At 66.1% G+C, this 18,475-nt stretch carries 16 protein-coding genes and 1 tRNA gene; 10 read left to right on the plus strand and 7 right to left on the minus strand.

What is annotated here, in order from left to right; genetic code table 11:
* The first annotated feature begins 7 nt into the window (after positions 1–7).
* From ileS to U5817_RS18445, 6 genes are all read left to right on the plus strand, one after another.
* On the plus strand, positions 8–2,827 hold the full coding sequence (gene ileS / locus U5817_RS18420; protein ID WP_407278359.1) for an isoleucine--tRNA ligase: 2,820 nt from the start codon (positions 8–10) through the stop codon (positions 2,825–2,827).
* Positions 2,820–3,368: a signal peptidase II gene (gene lspA / locus U5817_RS18425; protein WP_407278360.1), complete on the plus strand. Its 549-nt coding sequence runs from the start codon at positions 2,820–2,822 to the stop codon at positions 3,366–3,368. The genes ileS and lspA overlap by 8 nt, the downstream gene beginning before the upstream one ends.
* The gene (locus U5817_RS18430) at positions 3,365–3,793 is read left to right on the plus strand and encodes an FKBP-type peptidyl-prolyl cis-trans isomerase (RefSeq protein WP_169129708.1); all 429 of its coding nucleotides are present in this window, start codon (positions 3,365–3,367) and stop codon (positions 3,791–3,793) included. Before lspA ends, U5817_RS18430 begins: the two co-directional genes overlap by 4 nt.
* Positions 3,794–3,833: 40 nt before the next feature.
* Complete coding sequence (ispH, locus tag U5817_RS18435; RefSeq protein WP_407278361.1) at positions 3,834–4,772, plus strand: 4-hydroxy-3-methylbut-2-enyl diphosphate reductase; 939 nt, start codon at positions 3,834–3,836, stop codon at positions 4,770–4,772.
* A gap of 306 nt (positions 4,773–5,078) precedes the next feature.
* The gene (locus U5817_RS18440; protein ID WP_407278362.1) at positions 5,079–6,218 is read left to right on the plus strand and encodes an efflux RND transporter periplasmic adaptor subunit; all 1,140 of its coding nucleotides are present in this window, start codon (positions 5,079–5,081) and stop codon (positions 6,216–6,218) included.
* Between the two features lie 10 nt (positions 6,219–6,228).
* A complete protein-coding gene (locus U5817_RS18445) occupies positions 6,229–9,333 on the plus strand; it encodes an efflux RND transporter permease subunit (protein ID WP_407278363.1) in 3,105 nt (1,034 codons plus the stop codon).
* 81 nt (positions 9,334–9,414) lie between these two features.
* Here the strand turns inward: U5817_RS18445 and U5817_RS18450 are convergent, their stop codons facing one another.
* Positions 9,415–10,515 carry an aromatic ring-hydroxylating oxygenase subunit alpha gene (locus tag U5817_RS18450; RefSeq protein ID WP_407278364.1) on the minus strand — a complete coding sequence of 367 codons (1,101 nt, stop codon included), beginning with the start codon at positions 10,513–10,515 and terminating at the stop codon, positions 9,415–9,417.
* Between the two features lie 127 nt (positions 10,516–10,642).
* Here U5817_RS18450 and xseB point away from each other — a divergent pair, with 127 nt between their 5' ends.
* Genes xseB through folE2 form a run of 4 tightly spaced genes read left to right on the plus strand, consistent with a single transcriptional unit; the run spans position 10,643 to position 14,536 of the window.
* The gene (gene xseB, locus U5817_RS18455) at positions 10,643–10,888 is read left to right on the plus strand and encodes an exodeoxyribonuclease VII small subunit (protein ID WP_169129698.1); all 246 of its coding nucleotides are present in this window, start codon (positions 10,643–10,645) and stop codon (positions 10,886–10,888) included.
* Positions 10,889–10,911: 23 nt separating this feature from the next.
* A complete protein-coding gene (locus tag U5817_RS18460; RefSeq protein ID WP_169129748.1) occupies positions 10,912–11,781 on the plus strand; it encodes a polyprenyl synthetase family protein in 870 nt (289 codons plus the stop codon).
* Positions 11,782–11,804: 23 nt separating this feature from the next.
* Entirely contained in the window at positions 11,805–13,670 is a 1,866-nt protein-coding gene (dxs, locus tag U5817_RS18465; protein WP_407278365.1) for a 1-deoxy-D-xylulose-5-phosphate synthase, read from the plus strand.
* Positions 13,671–13,726: 56 nt separating this feature from the next.
* A complete protein-coding gene (folE2, locus tag U5817_RS18470) occupies positions 13,727–14,536 on the plus strand; it encodes a GTP cyclohydrolase FolE2 (protein ID WP_169129694.1) in 810 nt (269 codons plus the stop codon).
* Between the two features lie 93 nt (positions 14,537–14,629).
* On the opposite strand, the gene U5817_RS18475 is transcribed toward folE2, so the two are convergent.
* The 6 genes from U5817_RS18475 to ugpQ form a co-directional block, all read right to left on the minus strand.
* Positions 14,630–15,079 (minus strand): MaoC family dehydratase, encoded by a 450-nt coding sequence (locus U5817_RS18475; protein WP_407278366.1) that lies wholly within the window; start codon positions 15,077–15,079, stop codon positions 14,630–14,632.
* A 187-nt stretch (positions 15,080–15,266) separates the two neighbouring features.
* Positions 15,267–15,548 (minus strand): type II toxin-antitoxin system HicA family toxin, encoded by a 282-nt coding sequence (locus tag U5817_RS18480; RefSeq protein WP_169129690.1) that lies wholly within the window; start codon positions 15,546–15,548, stop codon positions 15,267–15,269.
* A 56-nt stretch (positions 15,549–15,604) separates the two neighbouring features.
* A complete protein-coding gene (locus U5817_RS18485) occupies positions 15,605–16,432 on the minus strand; it encodes a transferase (protein WP_407278367.1) in 828 nt (275 codons plus the stop codon).
* 144 nt (positions 16,433–16,576) lie between these two features.
* Positions 16,577–16,653, minus strand: a tRNA-Pro gene (locus U5817_RS18490).
* A 14-nt stretch (positions 16,654–16,667) separates the two neighbouring features.
* A complete protein-coding gene (gene ispB, locus U5817_RS18495) occupies positions 16,668–17,636 on the minus strand; it encodes an octaprenyl diphosphate synthase (protein ID WP_169129686.1) in 969 nt (322 codons plus the stop codon).
* 87 nt (positions 17,637–17,723) lie between these two features.
* The gene (gene ugpQ, locus U5817_RS18500; protein WP_407278368.1) at positions 17,724–18,470 is read right to left on the minus strand and encodes a glycerophosphodiester phosphodiesterase; all 747 of its coding nucleotides are present in this window, start codon (positions 18,468–18,470) and stop codon (positions 17,724–17,726) included.
* Positions 18,471–18,475: the final 5 nt, after the last annotated feature.

The raw sequence follows: 18,475 nt of genomic DNA on the forward strand, positions 1-18,475 counted from the left end.
ACCCACCATGGCTGACTACCGCAAGACGCTCAACCTGCCCGACACCCCCTTCCCGATGCGCGGCGACCTCGCCAAGCGGGAGCCGGGCTGGATCGCCGCCTGGCAACAGAAGAAGCTCTACCAGAAGATCCGCAAGGCCTCGGCCGGCCGGCCGAAGTTCATCCTCCACGACGGCCCCCCCTACGCGAACGGCGACATCCACATCGGCCACGCGGTGAACAAGATCCTCAAGGACATCATCGTCCGCTCGAAGACCATGGCGGGCTTCGACGCGCCCTACGTGCCGGGCTGGGACTGCCACGGCCTGCCGATCGAGCACCAGATCGAGAAGCAGCACGGCAAGCACCTGCCCGCCGACCGCGCGCGCGAGCTGTGCCGCGAGTACGCCGGCGAGCAGATCGAGCGTCAGAAGAAGGACTTCATCCGCTTGGGCGTGCTCGGCGACTGGGACAACCCCTACCGCACGATGCAGTTCTCCAACGAGGCCGACGAGATCCGCGCGCTCGGCGAGATGTACCGCAAGGGCTTCCTGTTCAAGGGCCTGAAGCCCGTGAACTGGTGCTTCGACTGCGGCTCGGCCCTGGCCGAGGCGGAAGTCGAATACCAGGACAAGAAGTCGCCCGCGATCGACGTCGGCTTCCCCCTCGCCGATGGAGAGCGCGACAAGCTCGCGCGCGCATTCGGCCTCGCCGCCCTGCCCGAGCAGCCGGTCTACATCGTGATCTGGACCACGACCCCGTGGACGATCCCGTCGAACCAGGCGCTCAACGTCCATCCCGAACTGATGTACGAACTGATCGAGACCCCGAAGGGCCTCGTCATCCTCGCCGCCGAACTGCGCGCGTCCGCCCTTGAACGCTACCAGCTCGAGGGCCGCGTGCTCGCCGCCGCACGCGGCGTCGCGCTCGACCGCATCCAGTTCCGCCACCCCTTCTACGACCGTGTGTCGCCCGTCTTCCTCGGCGACTACGTCGCGGCCGACGCCGGTACCGGCATCGTGCATAGCGCGCCTGCCTACGGCCTGGACGACTTCCAGTCGTGCATGCGCTACGGCATGCGCAACGACGACATCCTCAACCCGGTGCAGGGCGACGGCGTGTTCCACGAGAGCCTGCCCTTCTTCGGCGGCCTGTCGGTATGGGACGCCAACCCGAAGATCGTCGAGAAGCTCGCCGAAGTCGGCAGCCTGTTCGCCTCGGGCAACCTCACGCACAGCTACATGCACTGCTGGCGCCACAAGACGCCGGTGATCTACCGCGCGACCACCCAGTGGTTCGTCGGCATGGACCGCCTGCCCGGGCGCGACGCCGTCGAGCCCGGCGCCCCGACGCTGCGCGAACTCGCGCTCAAGGCAATCGACGACACCCAGTTCTTCCCGTCCTGGGGCAAGGCCCGCCTGCACTCGATGATCGCCAACCGTCCCGACTGGTGCGTGTCGCGCCAGCGCAACTGGGGCGTGCCGATTCCGCTGTTCCTCGACAAGGAAAGCGGCGAACCGCATCCGAAGAGCCTCGAACTCCTGGAGCAAGTCGCCAAGCGCGTCGAAAAGGAAGGCATCGACGCCTGGTTCAAGCTCGACCCCGCCGAACTCCTCGGCGCCGAGGCCGCGCAATACGACAAGATGCGCGACACCCTCGACGTCTGGTTCGACTCCGGCACCACCCACTGGACGGTGCTGCGCGGTTCGCACACCGATGTCAGCCGCTGGCCGGCGGACCTCTACCTCGAGGGCTCCGACCAGCACCGCGGCTGGTTCCATTCCTCACTGCTGACCGGTTGCGCCGTCGATGGCCGCGCCCCATACGACGGCCTGCTCACGCACGGCTTCGTCGTCGACGGCCAAGGCAAGAAGATGTCGAAGTCGAAAGGCAACGTCGTCGCCCCGCAGGAAGTCTCCGACAAACTGGGCGCCGAGATCCTGCGCCTGTGGGTCGCCGCCACCGACTATTCGGGCGAGCTGACGATTTCCAAGGAGATCCTCGACCGCGTCGTCGAAGTCTATCGCCGCCTGCGCAACACCCTGCGCTTCCTGCTCGCCAACACCGCCGACTTCGACATCGCCAAGGACGCCGTGCCGGTCGCCGAGTGGCTCGACATCGACCACTACGCGCTGGCGCTGACGCAGCGCCTGCAGGAACAGGTGACCGCCGACTACGGACGCTACGAGTTCCACAAGATCGTGCAGGCACTGCAGAACTTCGCCGCCGAGGACCTCGGCGCGTTCTACCTCGACATCCTCAAGGACCGCCTGTACACGGCGCAAGCGGACTCGCGCGCCCGCCGTGCTGCGCAGACCGCCCTGTGGCACATCACCCAGGCCCTCACCCGCATGATGGCGCCCATCCTGTCCTTCACCGCGGAGGAGATCTGGGCACTGATCGGCCAGGGCGCGGACGACAGCGTGATGCTGCACACCTGGCACGAGCTGCCCGCGCTTGCCGACAGCGAAGCGCTGGTCGCCCGCTGGACGCTGATCCGCGAGGAACGCGCCAAGGTGCAGAAGGTCCTCGAAGGCCTGCGAACCGAAGGCAAGATCGGCTCCTCGCTGCAGGCCGAAGTCGTCGTGCGCGCGAGCGGCGCGAAATACGATGCGCTGGCGAGCCTCGGCGACGACCTGCGCTTCGCGCTGATCACCTCGCGCGCCGAGCTCGTGCGCGCCGCGGACGAGGCGACGGAGGGCGTCGACGCGGTCTCGTCGGAGCACGCCAAGTGCGGCCGCTGCTGGCACTTCCGCGCCGACGTCGGCAGCCACGCCGAGCACCCCGAACTGTGCGGCCGCTGCCACGACAATCTCGTCGGCGCCGGGGAAACGCGCATCCATGCGTGATTCCGCCGCAGCCCCGCAAGCGGCCGGCGGCGCCCCCGCGCTGACGCGCCGCTTCTTCGGCTGGCTGGAACTCGTGGCGCTGGTGATCGTCCTCGACCAGCTGACGAAATGGCTGGTGCTGTCGCAGCTCGACTTCGGCGAGGCCATCCCGGTCACGGGCTTCTTCCAGCTCGTGCTGGTGTTCAACCCGGGCGCCGCGTTCAGCTTCCTGGCCGACCACTCCGGCTGGCAGCGCTGGTTCTTCGTCATCCTCGCGCTCGGCGTCAGCGGCTGGCTCCTTGCGCTGCTACGCCAGCACCACCGCGAGACCCTCCTGCCGCTGGCCTTCAGCCTGCTGATCGGCGGCGCACTGGGCAATGTCATAGACCGCCTGGTACACGGCGCCGTCGTCGACTTCCTTTACTTCCACGTCGGTCGCTACGGCTGGCCGGCCTTCAACGTGGCTGACTCGGCGATCACCGTCGGGGTCGCCCTGATGCTGTGGGCGCAGTTCCGCGCCCCACGCACCACCAGCAACACCAATCCGGAGAACCCCTCGTGACGCAGACCGTCCAACCGAACAGCCTCGTAACGCTGCACTACCGCATCGCCCTCGAAAACGGCCAGCCGCTCATCAGCACATTCGAGGGCACGCCTGCGACCCTGCAGCTCGGCTGCGGCGACCTCCTCCCGAGTCTCGAGCGCGTGCTCGAAGGCCTCGAAGTCGGTACCCACCAACAGTTCACGCTGGCGCCGGAACAGGCCTTCGGCCCCTACAATCCGGAACTCGTCGAGCACGTGAAGCGCGAACACATGCCGGAAGAGGAAATCGAACCGATGACGATCATGGAGTTCGGCGCACCCGATGGCACCCGCTACTCCGGCCTCGTGCGCGAGATCGACGCGGTCCGCGCGATCGTCGACTTCAACCACCCGCTCGCCGGCAAGACGATCCGCTTCGAGGTCGAAGTCATCGGCGTCCTCTGACGCCGCAAGCGGCCGGCCCCAACCCCACACAGAGATCAAGATGAACGATTCCGAAATCCTGCTCGCCAATCCGCGTGGCTTCTGCGCCGGGGTGGAACGGGCGATCGAGATCGTCGAACGCGCACTGGCGCGCTTCGGCGCACCGATCTACGTGCGCCACGAGGTCGTGCACAACAAGTTCGTGGTGGATGACCTGCGCGCCAAGGGCGCGGTCTTCGTCGAGGAACTCGACGAAGTGCCTGCGGGCAGCACCGTCATCTTCAGCGCCCACGGGGTGCCCCAGGCGGTGCGCGCGGAAGCCGAGAAGCGCGGCCTGCGCGTGTTCGACGCCACCTGCCCGCTCGTCACCAAGGTGCATATCGAGGTCGCCCGCATGCGCGAACAGGGCCGCGAACTCGTCATGATCGGGCACAAGGGCCACCCCGAGGTCGAGGGCACGATGGGACAGGTGAAGGACGGCATCCATCTCGTCGAAAAGGTCGAGGACGTCGCGACGCTGCAGGTCGCCGACCCCGAAAAGCTCGCCTATGTCACCCAGACCACCCTGTCGGTGGATGACGCGGCCACCCTCGTCGCGGCCCTGCGCGAACGCTTCCCGGCGATCGTCGGCCCGAAAAAGGACGACATCTGCTACGCGACGCAGAACCGGCAGGACGCGGTCAAGTTCATGGCCCCGCGTGTCGACATCGTCTTCGTCGTCGGCTCGCGCAACAGCTCCAATTCCAACCGCCTGCGCGAGGTCGCCGAGCTGCTCGGCGTGCCCGCCTATCTGATCGACAACGCCGAGGGCATCGACCCGGCCTGGATCGCGGGCAGGAAACGCATCGGCGTGACCGCCGGCGCCTCCGCCCCGGAAGTGCTCGTCGGCGCCGTCATCGAACGTCTCAAGGTCCTCGGCGGCGGCTCGGTGCGCACCCTCGAAGGCGTTCCCGAGCGCGTCACCTTCCCGCTACCGAAAGAGCTGCAGGCCGACGCCTGAGCGCAAACCCGCCGGGCTCCTCCGGAAAGGGGCCAGGGCGGGCCGGCGCCCCGTCACGCCTGCGCGCACGTGTTGCCAAGCCGCGAACAAGAGGGCTAAATATGCCGTTATCGCGCATCGTGCGGCAGCTGTTAAGGCGGCAATCAAATACCTCCGTTCGCCCCGAGCCTTTCGAAGGGCTCAGCCCGGACGGTATTCGGTCACCGGGTTAATAACCGCCCCCGATCGCGCGTCCGGATACACCACGACCGGCGTGTCGCTCGAGCCGGGGTGACGACCAGCAGCCCCAGGGGAGCCCCTCCCGCGATGAAACGCAAACATTCCGAACGGCTGACGGTACTGGTGCCGGCCATGGCGCTCGCCATCCTCGGGGCGTGCAGCGCACCGAATGCCGATGTGCCGCAGAACGCCCCCAATGCGGCGACGTCCGCTGCCCGGCCGGCCCTCACGGTCGAGGTCACGAACCCGGAGCCCGTCGCATGGAGCCGATCGACTCCCGCAACCGGCAACGTCGCCGCATGGCAGGAGACGATCGTCGGCAGCGAGATCGGGGGGCTGCGCATCGCGCAGGTGCATGCGAACGTCGGCGATCACGTGACCAAGGGGCAGATACTCGTGACGCTCGACGACGCCGTCGTGCAGGCCGATCTCGCCCAGGCGCGCGCCCAACTTCAGGAGGCTCGCGCGATGCACGCCGAAGCACGCGCCAACGGCGATCGCGCGCGGCGTTTCCAGCCGACGGGCATGATGAGCGAGCAACAGGTCACGCAATACCTGACGGCCGAACAGACCGCAAAGTCGCGCATCGAGCTCGCCGCCGCACGCGTCCAGCTGGCCGAGTTGCGCGTCCGCCAGACCCGCATCCTGGCGCCCGACGATGCGCTCATCTCCGGTCGCGCAGCAACGGTGGGAACCGTCCCGCAGGCGGGACAGGAACTCTACCGTCTCATCCTTCAGGGGCGCCTCGAGTGGCGCGCCGAGGTCGCGGCCGAAGACATCGGCGAGATCCGTTCCGGCGACGCCGCCAAGCTGAAACTCGCCGGCGGAGAAACCGTGACCGGCCGTGTGCGTAGCATCGCCCCATCGATCGACCCGCAGACGCGCAACGGAATCGTTTACGTCGATCTCGACCAAAGCGGGGCCAAGGCGGGCATGTTTGCCACCGGCGAAATCACCCCCGTCGCCCAGGAACTCGCCCACGCGCTCAGCCTGCCGCAATCGGCCGTGTTACTGCGCGATGGCTTCTCCTACGTCTTCCGGATCGGCCCCGACAACAAGCTGGCACAGGTCCGCGTGACGCCCGGCAGGCGGCGGGGTGACAGCGTGGAGATCCTCGCCGGCGTTGCCGAAGGCGAGCGCTTCGTCCGCAGCGGCGTCGGTTTTCTCAACGACGGTGACCTGGTCGACATAGCGGCAGCCACACCGGCCGCCTCGCCGCAGCAGTGAGGCGCCCGCGATGAACGTCTCGGCGTGGTCGATCCGCAACCCGGTTCCCGGCGTGCTCCTGTTCATCCTGCTGAGCATGCTCGGCATGCTGTCTTTCGACCGGATGAAGGTGCAGAACTTCCCGGACATCGACCTGCCCATGGTCGTGCTCACTGCGAGCCTGCCCGGCGCGGCCCCTGCGCAACTCGAAACCGAGGTGGCACGCAAGATCGAGAACTCGATCGCAACGCTGCAGGACGTCAAGCACATCTACACGCGCGTCCAGGATGGGGTCGCGACGGTCACGACCGAGTTCCGGCTCGAGAAGCCTACCCAGGAAGCCGTCGATGACGTCCGCGATGCCTTCTCGCGCGTACGTTCCGATCTGCCCGGCGACCTGCGCGATCCGGTCATCCAGCGCTTCAACCTCTCCGGCCTGCCGATCGTCACCTACACCGTCGCCTCTGCAACCCTGGACGAGGAAGGGCTGTCGTGGTTCGTCGACAACACGGTTGCGAAGGCCTTGCTCTCCGTGCCGGGCGTCGGCCTCGTATCGCGCGTCGGTGGAGCCACGCGCGAGGTGCGCCTCGAACTCGACCCCGACCGGCTGCTCGCGCTCAACGTCACCGTGGCCGACATTTCCCGCCAGCTGCGGCAGATCCAGCTCGAATCCTCCGGGGGACGTGCCGATCTGGGCAGCGGCGAGCAGGCCGTCAGAACGCTGGCGACGGCGTTGAGCGCCTCGGAACTTGCGGACATGGAAATTGCGCTGAGCGACGGACGCAATGTGCGCCTCGGCAGCCTCGGCAGGATCGAGGACACCGTGGCCGAACGGCGCTCGGCAGCGCTCCTGGACGGCAAGCCGGTCGTCGGTTTCGAGATCGTGCGCGCACGCGGCGCCGGCGAGATCGAGGTCGCCGAAGGCGTCGCCCGACGCATCCACGAGCTTGCCGCGGCGCATCCCGACATCACCTTCCGCGAGGCCTACAACTTCGTCGACCCGGTCCGCGAGGGCTACCACGGTTCCCTGTGGCTGCTCGCCGAAGGGGCGATCCTCGCCGTGATCGTCGTGTGGTTCTTCCTGCGCGACTGGCGCGCGACCTTCGTGGCGGCAACCGCATTGCCCCTGTCCGTGCTGCCCGCACTGATCGGCATGGAATACCTCGGCTTCACCATCAACGTCGTGACGCTGTTGTCGCTGTCGCTCGTGATCGGCATCCTCGTCGACGACGCCATCGTCGAGATCGAGAACATCGTGCGCCACCTGCGCATGGGCAAGACCCCGTATCAGGCGGCGATGGAAGCGGCCGACGAGATCGGGCTCGCCGTCATCGCCACGACCTTCACCCTCGTCGCCGTGTTTCTTCCGACGGCCTTCATGAGCGGCATCTCCGGCAAGTTCTTCAAGCAGTTCGGCTGGACCGCGTCGCTCGCGGTAATGGCTTCGCTGCTCGTCGCCCGCATGCTCACCCCCATGATGTCTGCCTACATGCTGCGCCCCGTCCCGCCCAGGGCGCACGAAGGGCGGCTCACGACGGCCTACCTCGGCTGGGTGCGTGCGTGCCTGAACCATCGCTGGGCCACGATGCTCGCGGCGACCGGCTTCTTCGTCGGCTCGCTCGCCCTCATTCCTCTCCTGCCCACGGCCTTCATGCCGCCCGACGACCTCGCGCAGACGCTCGTGTCGATCGAGTTGCCGCCGGGAAGCCGCTTCAACGAGACCTCCCGTGCGGCCGAACAGGCCCGCGCGATCATCACGCAGAACCCGCACGTCAAGCAGGTCTACACGGCGGTAGGAGGCGGCAGCGCGGGCGCGGACGCCTTCAACGTGGGTGGCGCACCCGAGGTGCGCAAGGCCTCACTCACGATCAACCTGACCCCGCGCGGCGAACGCACCGTCACCAAGCAGCAGATCGAGGAGCAACTGCGTCAGGCCTTGCGCAGTCTACCCGGCGCGCGCGTGCGCGTCGGACTCGGCGCCGGCGGCGAGAAGTACGTTTTCACGCTGATCGGCGACGATCCGGCGGTGCTGTCTCGCGCGGCGCGGGAAGTCGAACGCGACCTGCGCGCGATCCGCGGAATCGGCAACGTCACCTCCAGTGCGAGCCTCGTGCGTCCCGAGGTCGTCGTGCGCCCGGATTTTGCCCGTGCCGCCGACCTCGGCGTCACCGCCGCGGCGATCTCGGATTCGCTGCGCATCGCCACCGCCGGCGACTACGATTTCGGCCTCGCCAAGCTCAACCTCTCCGAACGCCAGATCCCCATCGTCGTTCGCCTGCCCGAAGCGGCGCGCGGCGATCTCGAACTTCTCGCGCGCCTGCCGGTTCCCGCACGCCAAGGGAACGTCATGCTCGGCAATGTCGCGGACATCAGCATCGAAAGTGGCCCGTCCGAGATCGCCCGCTTCGACCGCCGCCGCAACATCAACTTCGACATCGAGCTCACGAGCCGGCCGATGGGCGAGGTCGAGGCCGAAGTCCAGGCGTTGCCCTCGCTGCGGTCGCTCCCCCAGGGCGTGATCTGGCTGCCCATCGGTGACGCCGACGAGATGCGCATCCTGTTCAAGAGCTTCGGCCTTGCGATGCTCACCGGCGTGCTCTGCATCTACCTCGTGCTCGTCCTGCTGTTCCGCGAATTCACCCAGCCCGTGACCATCCTCGCTGCGCTGCCGCTCGCGCTGGGCGGCGCATTCGTCGCCCTGCTCGTCGCGGGCAGCAGCTTTTCGATGCCCTCGCTGATCGGCCTGATCATGCTGATGGGGGTCACCAGCAAGAACTCCATCCTGCTCGTCGAGTATGCGATCGTCGCGCGACGCGATCACGGCATGTCCCGCTTCGATGCAGTCATCGACGCCTGCCACAAGCGCGCCCGCCCGATCATCATGACGACCATTGCCATGGGTGCCGGCATGCTGCCGATCGCACTGGGCCTGGGGGTCGATCCGTCCTTCCGCGCCCCCATGGCGATCGCGGTGATCGGCGGGTTGATCACCTCGACCTTCCTCAGCCTGCTCGTGATCCCGGTCGTCTACTCCATTGTCGACGACATGCTCGCGCGCTGGCGCAAGGGCCATGAGCGCCGCACCACCCTGCGCGACGGCGATGCGGTGGCAGACGCGCGCGGATTGCGGTCCTGACCGCGGAGCAGAAAACGGGCCGCCCGCGGGCGGCCCGTTCATATGCGAATCATGTACGGCGCGGCGAAGCGCCGTCCGCCGTCAGAGATGTTCGCCCATGATGCGGCGGTAGAACTCGTGGAAGTGTTGCATCCCGTCCTCGTACGGCGACTGGTAGGGCCCGACCTCGTTGCGCCCCTCCTGCAGCAGCGCCCAGCGGCCGCGGTCCATGCGCTCGCCGATCACGTCGTCCTCGATCGCCGTCTCCATGTAGGCCGCCTGCTCGGCCTCCACGAACTCGCGCTCGAACTCCACGATGTCTTCCGGATAGTAGAACTCGACGACGTTGGTCGTGCGGTTCACCTCCTGCGGAATGAGCGTGCTGACCACCAGCACGTGCGGATACCACTCCACCATCACGTTCGGATAGTAAGTGAGCCAGATCGCCCCTTGCTGCGGGCGCTTGTCACCGTAGTAATCGAGCACCGCCTTGTGCCACTTCTGGTAGGTCGCCGACCCCGGCTTCGCGAGCGAGGTAATTCCCACGCGCTGCACCGAATACCAGTCGCCGAACTGCCAGGTCAGGTCGTCGCAGGTCACGAAGTTGCCCAATCCAGGATGGAAGGGCACGACGTGGTAGTCCTCCAGATAGACCTCGATGAAGGTCTTCCAGTTGTACTTGCACTCGTGGATCTCGACGCGATCGAGTTTGTAGCCGGAGAAATCGTACTGCTCGGCCACGCTCATGCCGGCGAGATCGGTTGCGGCCGAGCGCGGGCCGGCGAAGAGCAGGCCGTTCCAGTTTTCGAGCGCGTCGCGCTTGAGATTGAGGCAGGGGTTCTCGGCGAAATGCGGCGCGCCGAGCAGTTCGCCCCGCTGGTCGTAGGTCCAGCGGTGGATCGGGCAGACGATGCGGTCGGCCTTGCCCGAACCCTCGAGCATGATCGCCTGGCGATGGCGGCAGATGTTCGACAACCGATGAACGCCGTCACCGGTACGAAACAGAAGCTTGGAATGGTCGAGCCACTCCAGGGAACGATAGCTGCCGACCTCCGGCACCATCAGTTCATGACCGACATAGCCCGGCCCGGCCTGGAACAACAGACGTTTTTCGAGTTCGAAGATGCTTTCGTCGAAATACGCCGACACCGGCAACTGAGACACCGCCGGGGACAATTTGGCCTTGGAAGCAAGGTCGGACACCCCCGAACCTCCCATGAAAAGTCAAGAAATTCGGAAAAACCAGCAGATCATTTTATGCGAGAAGTAATTTGACCGCCAGTAGCGCGATCGGTTACTTTTCTCCCTTTTACTGGCCCCGCTTCGAGTCATGGCAAAGACGGCAAACTCGCCGAAATCCTTCGAATCGGCCATCGCCGAACTCGAATCGATCGTGCAGGAAATGGAAACCGGCAACATCACGCTGGAACAGGCGCTGGAGCACTACCAGCGCGGCGCCGGCCTGCTGAAATACTGCCAGGCGACCCTGCAGGCAGCCGAGCAGCGCGTGCTCCAGCTCGAGAACGGCGCGCTCGCACCACTCGACAACCCCGAAGACAGGAGGAGTCCGGAGTGAGCGGGAATCATTTCGCCGCCTGGATGGAAGCCATCCAGCAACGCACCGAAATCGCCCTCGGCGCCATCCTCCCCGAAGCGTCCATCGCCCCGCAGCGCCTGCACGAGGCGATGCGTTACGCCGTACTGGGCGGCGGCAAGCGCGTACGTCCGCTGCTCGTGCACGCGGCGGGCCAGCTGGCCGGCGCCGCCCCCGCACGCCTGGATCGCCTCGCCTGTGCCGTGGAACTCATCCACGCCTACTCCCTCGTCCATGACGACCTGCCGTGCATGGACGACGACGTCCTGCGCCGCGGCAAGCCGACCGTGCACGTCGAATACGACGAAGCCACCGCCCTGCTCGTGGGCGACGCCCTGCAGGCCCTCGCCTTCCAGGCCATCGCGGAAGACCGCGTGAGCGACAATGCCGCCGTGCAGCTCGAGATGGTCACCCTCCTCGCACGCGCCTCGGGCTCGCGCGGCATGGCCGGCGGCCAGGCCATCGACCTGGGCGCAGTGGGCAAGCAGCTCACGCGCGAAGAACTCGAATTCATGCACATCCATAAGACCGGCGCCCTGATCCGGGCCTCGGTGCTACTGGGCGCGCAGGCGGGCGCACCGCTCGCTCCCGAGGCACTCGCCCGCCTCGACCGCTACGGCAAGCTCGTCGGCCTGCTGTTCCAGGTCGTCGACGACATCCTCGACGCCCAGGCCGACACCGCCACCCTGGGCAAGACCGCCGGCAAGGACGCGGAACACAACAAGCCGACCTACGTCACGCTGCTCGGCCTGTCCGAAGCACGCACGCTGGCCGACGTCCTGCTCGCCGACGCCCGCGACGCCATCGCATCCTTCGGCCCCGCGGCCGCAAGGCTGGACGAACTGGCGAGTTTCATCGTCCACCGCCGATTCTGAATTCCGCCCTGCCGGACATCAAAATGCCTCAGTACCCCCTGCTGCACCGCATCGACTCACCGTCCGACCTGCGCCGCTTCGACCGGCGCGACCTGCACGCCCTCGCGACCGAGTTGCGCGCCTTCCTGATCGAATCGGTATCGAAGACCGGCGGGCATCTGTCCTCCAACCTCGGCACCGTCGAGCTCACGATCGCGCTGCACTACATCTTCAACACCCCGGACGACCGCATCGTGTGGGACGTCGGCCATCAGACGTACGGCCACAAGATCCTGACCGGGCGCCGCGAAGCGATGAGCGGGCTGCGCCGGTTCGGCGGCATCTCGGGCTTTCCGCGGCGCTGCGAAAGCGAGTACGACACCTTCGGGACGGCGCACTCCTCGACCTCGATCTCTGCCGCGCTTGGCATGGCGGTGGCCGCGCGCGACCGCGGCGACAGCGAACGCCGCTCGATCGCGGTCATCGGCGACGGCGCGATGTCGGCCGGCATGGCCTTCGAGGCGCTCAACAACGCCGGCGATACCAGCGACGTGAACCTGCTGGTGATCCTCAACGACAACGAGATGTCGATCTCGCCGCCGGTCGGCGCGCTGACCAAGATCCTCGCGCGCATGCTGTCGGGCAGCACCTACAACGCCGCGCGGCGCGCCGGCGAGAAAGTCCTGGGCGTTGCCCCGCCCATGCTCGACTTCGCGCGCAAGGTCGAGGAACACGTCAAGGGCCTGATCACGCCGGGCACCCTGTTCGAGGAATTCGGCTTCCACTACTACGGACCGATCGACGGCCACGACCTCGACGCGCTGATCCCCACGCTGCAGAACCTCAAGAAGCTCAATGGCCTGCAGTTCCTGCACGTGATCACGCGCAAGGGCCAGGGCTACAAGCTCGCCGAAGCCGATCCCATCCTCTATCACGGCGTCTCCAGCTTCGATCACCGCGCCGGCATCCAGAGCGGCAAGGGCGGCGGCAAGCTCACCTACACCCAGGTCTTCGGCGACTGGCTGTGCGACATCGCCGCGCGTGACGACAAGGTCATCGGCATCACGCCGGCGATGCGCGAGGGCTCCGGCATGGTGAGATTCGCCAAGGAATTCCCCGAGCGCTACCACGACGTCGGCATCGCCGAGCAGCACGCTGTCACGTTCGCCGCCGGCCTAGCATGCGAGGGCTTCAAGCCCGTCGTCGCGATCTACTCGACCTTCCTGCAACGCGCCTACGACCAGCTCGTCCACGACGTCGCACTGCAGAACCTGCCCGTCGTCTTCGCGATCGACCGTGCGGGGGTGGTCGGTGCAGACGGCGCGACGCACCATGGCGCCTTCGACCTGTCCTACCTCGCCTGCATCCCGAACATGGTCGTGATGACGCCGTCCGACGAGAACGAATGCCGGCAGATGCTCTATACCGCCTACCGGCACAACGGCCCCACGGCCGTGCGCTATCCGCGCGGCAGCGGGATGAACGTGCGTCCCGAGGCGACGATGACCGAACTGCCGCTGGGCAAGGGCGAAATCCGCCGCCAGGGCCGGAAGGTCGCCCTGCTCGCCTTCGGCAGCCTGCTGACCAACGCGCTCCTCGTCGGCGAGGAGCTCGATGCGACGGTCGCAAACATGCGCTTCGTGAAACCCATCGACACGGCGCTGATCGAAGAATTGGGCACGAGCCACGAACTGATCGTGACACTGGAGGAGAACGCGGTGATCGGCGGCGCGGGCTCCGAAGTGGCGCGCGTGCTCGAGAGCCTGCCCCACCGTCCCCGCCTGCTCAGGCTTGGCTTGCCGGACCATTTCGTCGATCATGGAGACCAAAGCCAGCTGTTCGAACAGGTCGGGTTGCACCCCGCGGGGATCCTGAGCGCCATTGAGCGCATCTATGTGCGCAATAGCTGAGCGAATTTGTCGGGAAATGGTAGCATTGCCCGGCTGAACCAAACAGAGAAAGCGACATGAAATCCCACGAGAGCCACGCCATCCCTGACGTCCAGAACGCCAACGACAGTCGTCAGCTGGCCATCAACAAGGTTGGCATCAAGTCTATTCGCCACCCCATTCGCGTCAGCGACAAGAGCGGCGGCGTGCAGCACACGATCGCGACCTTCAGCATGTATGTCGGGCTTCCCCACAACTTCAAGGGAACCCACATGTCGCGCTTCATCGAGATCCTCAACGGCAACGAACGCGAGATCTCGGTCGAATCCATCGAGCCGATGCTGCGCGAGATGGTCAAGCGCCTCGAGGCCGAGACCGGGCTCATCGAGATGAGCTTCCCGTACTTCATCAACAAGACGGCCCCGGTCTCCGGCGTCCAGAGCCTGATGGACTACGAAGTCACCTTCCTCGCGGAGATGCGCGAAGGCGGCGAGTACGTGTTCGAGATGAAGGTCGTCGTGCCGGTCACGAGCCTGTGCCCGTGCTCGAAGAAGATCTCCGAATACGGCGCCCACAACCAGCGCTCGCACGTCACTGTCACCGCACAGACCAACGACTTCCTGTGGATCGAGGAGTTGGTGCAGCTCGTCGAAAGCCAGGCCTCGTGCGAACTCTACGGCCTGCTCAAGCGCACCGACGAGAAGTTCGTGACCGAGCGTGCCTACGAGAACCCCAAGTTCGTCGAGGACATGGTGCGCGACGTCGCCGGCCTGCTCAACGCGGAAAAGCGCATCGACCGCTACGTCGTCGAATCGGAGAACTTCGAATCCATCCACAACCACTCGGCCTACGCGCTGATCGAACGCGACAAGCGCCGCGACGCCTGATCGCCGACAGCCGAATGCAAAACGGGAGGCCGCTCACCGCGGACCTCCCGTTTTGCTTTATTTCGCAGCGACCCGCGGACGGGCACGGATGCGTCAGTCGCGTGCGGGCACCAGCATCTCCGCCTCCCCCTCCAGCACCACCCTTCCGCCCACCGAGCACACCGTATCGAAGATCGCACGGCGCTTGGGCGTATTCAGCTCCTTCAGCGTGACGCGCGCCACCACCGTATCGCCCGGCTTCACCGGCGCCTTGAACTTGAGCGTCTGCGACAGGTAGATGCAGCCCGGCCCGGGCAGCTTGTTCGCGAACAGTGCAGAGATGTAGCTGGCCGACAGCATCCCATGCGCAATGCGCCCACCGAACATCGAGGCCTTGGCGTACTCGTCATCGAGATGGGCCGGATTGCAGTCGCCGGATACTCCCGCGAACATCAGGATATCGGCATCCGTCACGGTGCGGCCGGTCGCCGCGCTCATGCCCACCTTCAGATCCTCGAGCCGGTATCCGAGAAACTCGGAATAATCGCGCGTTTGTTCAGTCATCTCAGTCAGTTTCCCCTGATTCCCCATGTGGGGTACAACGATTGCGCCCGGTACGGGCTTTGTATTTATGAAAACAGCCGGCCCGACCGTCCGGGCTCGACCCCGACAGCATAACCCAGACGGCACGACACACATGTGACAGACGGCAAGCGCTTTACCCGCGCCGGGCAAAGCGGGAGCACGATGACTAGCCCCCGTGGTCCCGCTCGTACGTCGAAGGACTGACCCCCGCATGGGCGAGATATTCACGCAGCTGCTTGATGTCCTGCTTCGTGCAGGCGCTGCCGTGGTGCGGATAATGCAAAAATCCCTCGACCTTGTTGAGTACGATGCGGAAACGCGCGCCGTGCGCCGGCTCGATCGTCGCTCCGAGGTGATTGAGCAGCGATTCGATTTCGCGCCAATGGATGTTGGCGCTGATCGGATCCTGAAAGATCGCGCGCAACAGCGCGATATGCTTGTGGCTCATGATCGGACCTCCTTCGCTTGCGCCCGGTCCGCGTGATTTGCTGCCGGGCCCTGCCCTCAGTCGCCCCGCCGGTCATCGTCCCACAGATCGGGGCGGTAAAGTGCGCGACGCTCGAGGCGCTGCTGGATGCGTTGCGCCGTCGACATTATCCCAATCGCGTGATGAGCGGCGAGCATTCGCGCACGCTCCGACAGTTGTCGGCGCCGCGGCGGAAAGTCGCGCCCCTTGCATGCGAACGCAATGCGGTTGCTGTCGTGCTCGGCGCCGATCGCGACGAAGCGATCCTCGAAGCTCTCGCGGATGCGCGACGCGTAGAGTCCGTAACGCCGATCTCCAGACCAGAGATTCACCGCCATGACCCCACCGGGGGCGAGCATCGAGTGACAGTCGTCGTAGAAGCCAGCCGTACACAGGCGTTCGGGCTGCCCACCACGGTCGAAGCCGTCGATAAGCAACACATCGGGAGCATGTTCACGCGCGCGGACGTAGTCGGCACCATCGGCACACACCACGCGGAAACGCTCGCCGTCTGGCGGAACGCCGAAGGCATCGCGCAGCGCAATCACGCGCGGATCGATCTCGACGGCGGTAAAACGAACATTCGGGAGGGTGCGCAGACAGTACTTCGCCAGCGACCCGCCCCCAAGGCCAATCATCACGACCTCGCACGGCTGCGGATTGAAGAGCAGGAAGCCCATCATCACCCGCGTATAGTCGATCTCGAGCGCATCAGGAGCGTCAAGCCGCATCTGGCTCTGCACCGTTAGCGCCTCGAAATGCAGCGCGCGCATGCCATCCACCTGGACGACATACGGCCCCCCATCCTCGCCCGACTCCGATGCGAGAGCGCCGTACCGCAGCAGGGAAAGCTGATCGAGCGTCATTTCCACACACCGACCATCGGATGACCGGCGTTTCCGAATGTGCGTCACCGTGTTGACGACGATGGTAACGCGCAACGAACCCGCCTGCATCTTCCGGGCCCGAAAACGACAAGACCGCCGAGCGGCGGTCTTGTCTGGAATTATTGGTCGGGGAAAGAGGATTCGAACCTCCGGCCCCTGCGTCCCGAACGCAGTGCTCTACCAGGCTGAGCTATTCCCCGACGCTTTGCGGTAGTCAGTGATCTCTACCAACTGCAAAGTCCGATAATTGTAGCAGCGCTTCTTTGAAAATGGAAGGGGGCAATACAGAAAGCGCATCGGTGGCCAGCTTTGCCTCGGCGCGCGCATAGCGACGCGTCTCCTCCAGCGCCCCGGATTCGTGGATCGCGACCAGGATGGCCTCGAAGTCGTCGCGCCCGCCGGTCTCGATCGCCTTGCGCACGAGCGCCGCCTGCTCAGGCGTGCCGTGCCGCATCGTGTGAATGAGCGGCAGTGTCGGCTTGCCTTCGGCCAGGTCGTCGCCGAGGTGCTTGCCGGTCGCAGCCTCGTCCGACGAATAGTCGAGCACGTCGTCGATCAACTGGAAGGCCGTACCGAGGTGCATGCCGAAGGCCGCGATCGAGGCTTCCGTCTTTTCGTCCGCACCGCCCAGGATCGCCCCCAGGCGAGTCGCGGCCTCGAACAGCTTGGCGGTCTTGTAGCGGATCACGCGCAGGTAATCGTCGATCTCGACGTCCGCGTTGTGGCAGTTGAGCAGTTGCAGCACTTCACCTTCGGCGATGATGTTGGTCGCATCGGCCAACACCTGCATCACGCGCATGTTGTCGACGCCGACCATCATCTGGAAGGCGCGCGTGTACAGGAAGTCGCCAACCAGCACTGAAGCAGCATTGCCGAACATTGCGTTGGCAGTCTTGTTGCCGCGCCGCAGCTCCGACTCGTCCACGACGTCGTCGTGCAGCAGGGTCGCGGTATGGATGAACTCCACGACCGCTGCAAGCTGGTGGTGGTTCGTCCCCTGATATCCCATCGCGCCTGCGGCGAACAGTACCAGCGCGGGACGCATGCGCTTGCCGCCGCTGTGGATGATGTACTCCGCAACCTGGCGGATCAGGACGACGTCGGAATGGAGACGCTGGCGGATGACCGCATCGACCGCCTGCATGTCGGCGGCGATCGGCGCGTAGAGCTGCTTGGTTGACAAGATGAAGCGCCCGGCGGAACAAAAGGAAGATGGTAGGGGGGCGGGCGGCGTGCCGTCAAGAATCGCACGCGGAGCGCAGGTGGGCGCTCACCGGCCCGGCGGCCTGACGATATCCGGGCGGTCGCTGATCACGCAGTCCACACCCCAACCGAACAGGGTGTCGGCCCGCACTGGATCGTTGACCGTGTAGGTCACGACCCATAGTCCGGCCTCGCGCGCGGCAGCGACGCAAGCTGCATCGAGGTGACGGTGGTCGACATGCAGGGCGGCTGCGCGCAGCCGGCGGCAGCGTGCGAGCCAGTCGGACGGCACGGTCTCGACCAGCAGCCCGCGGCGCAGGCCGGGCGCGAGCTTCGCCGCGATTTCGAGCGCCGGTTCGGAAAACGAGGACAGCAGCACCATGTCGGGCGCGGCGGCCCACAGGGTGCGCGCACGACGCACGACGCGCTCCGCCGTTTCCGCGTCGGTTCCGTGCGACGGCTTGATCTCGAGGTTCACAGCCAGCCCCAGCGCCTGACAGCGGGCCGCGGCGAGGTCCAGACAGGGAACGGGCTCCCCCGCAAAGCGCGGGCCGAACCAGGAGCCGGCATCGAGGGCGAACAGGACGTCGTCGGTCGTATGCGCGACCGGTCCGTAGCCGTTGGTGGTGCGCTCGAGTGTTTCGTCGTGGATCAGGACGGGCGACGCGCTGCCATTGAGCATCACGTCGAATTCCACGCCGCGGCAGCCATTCGCGGCGGCGGCGGCAAGCCCGGCCAGCGTGTTCTCCGGCGCGAGCGTTCCGCCGCAACGGTGCGCCAGCACCGCGGGGAGTGGAAACTCCGGGCGGTGCATGGCTG

Source organism: Aromatoleum evansii, assembly GCF_045689615.1.
Lineage (GTDB): Bacteria > Pseudomonadota > Gammaproteobacteria > Burkholderiales > Rhodocyclaceae > Aromatoleum > Aromatoleum evansii.

Coding starts and splice junctions, on each gene's coding strand:
- ileS (WP_407278359.1), top strand. CDS start 8: ATGGCTGACTACCGCAAGACGCTCAACCTGCCCGACACCCCCTTCCCG.
- lspA (WP_407278360.1), top strand. CDS start 2,820: ATGCGTGATTCCGCCGCAGCCCCGCAAGCGGCCGGCGGCGCCCCCGCG.
- ispH (WP_407278361.1), top strand. CDS start 3,834: ATGAACGATTCCGAAATCCTGCTCGCCAATCCGCGTGGCTTCTGCGCC.
- U5817_RS18440 (WP_407278362.1), top strand. CDS start 5,079: ATGAAACGCAAACATTCCGAACGGCTGACGGTACTGGTGCCGGCCATG.
- U5817_RS18445 (WP_407278363.1), top strand. CDS start 6,229: ATGAACGTCTCGGCGTGGTCGATCCGCAACCCGGTTCCCGGCGTGCTC.
- xseB (WP_169129698.1), top strand. CDS start 10,643: ATGGCAAAGACGGCAAACTCGCCGAAATCCTTCGAATCGGCCATCGCC.
- U5817_RS18460 (WP_169129748.1), top strand. CDS start 10,912: ATGGAAGCCATCCAGCAACGCACCGAAATCGCCCTCGGCGCCATCCTC.
- dxs (WP_407278365.1), top strand. CDS start 11,805: ATGCCTCAGTACCCCCTGCTGCACCGCATCGACTCACCGTCCGACCTG.
- folE2 (WP_169129694.1), top strand. CDS start 13,727: ATGAAATCCCACGAGAGCCACGCCATCCCTGACGTCCAGAACGCCAAC.
- U5817_RS18475 (WP_407278366.1), bottom strand. CDS start 15,079: ATGACTGAACAAACGCGCGATTATTCCGAGTTTCTCGGATACCGGCTC.
- U5817_RS18480 (WP_169129690.1), bottom strand. CDS start 15,548: ATGAGCCACAAGCATATCGCGCTGTTGCGCGCGATCTTTCAGGATCCG.
- U5817_RS18485 (WP_407278367.1), bottom strand. CDS start 16,432: ATGACGCTCGATCAGCTTTCCCTGCTGCGGTACGGCGCTCTCGCATCG.
- ugpQ (WP_407278368.1), bottom strand. CDS start 18,470: ATGCACCGCCCGGAGTTTCCACTCCCCGCGGTGCTGGCGCACCGTTGC.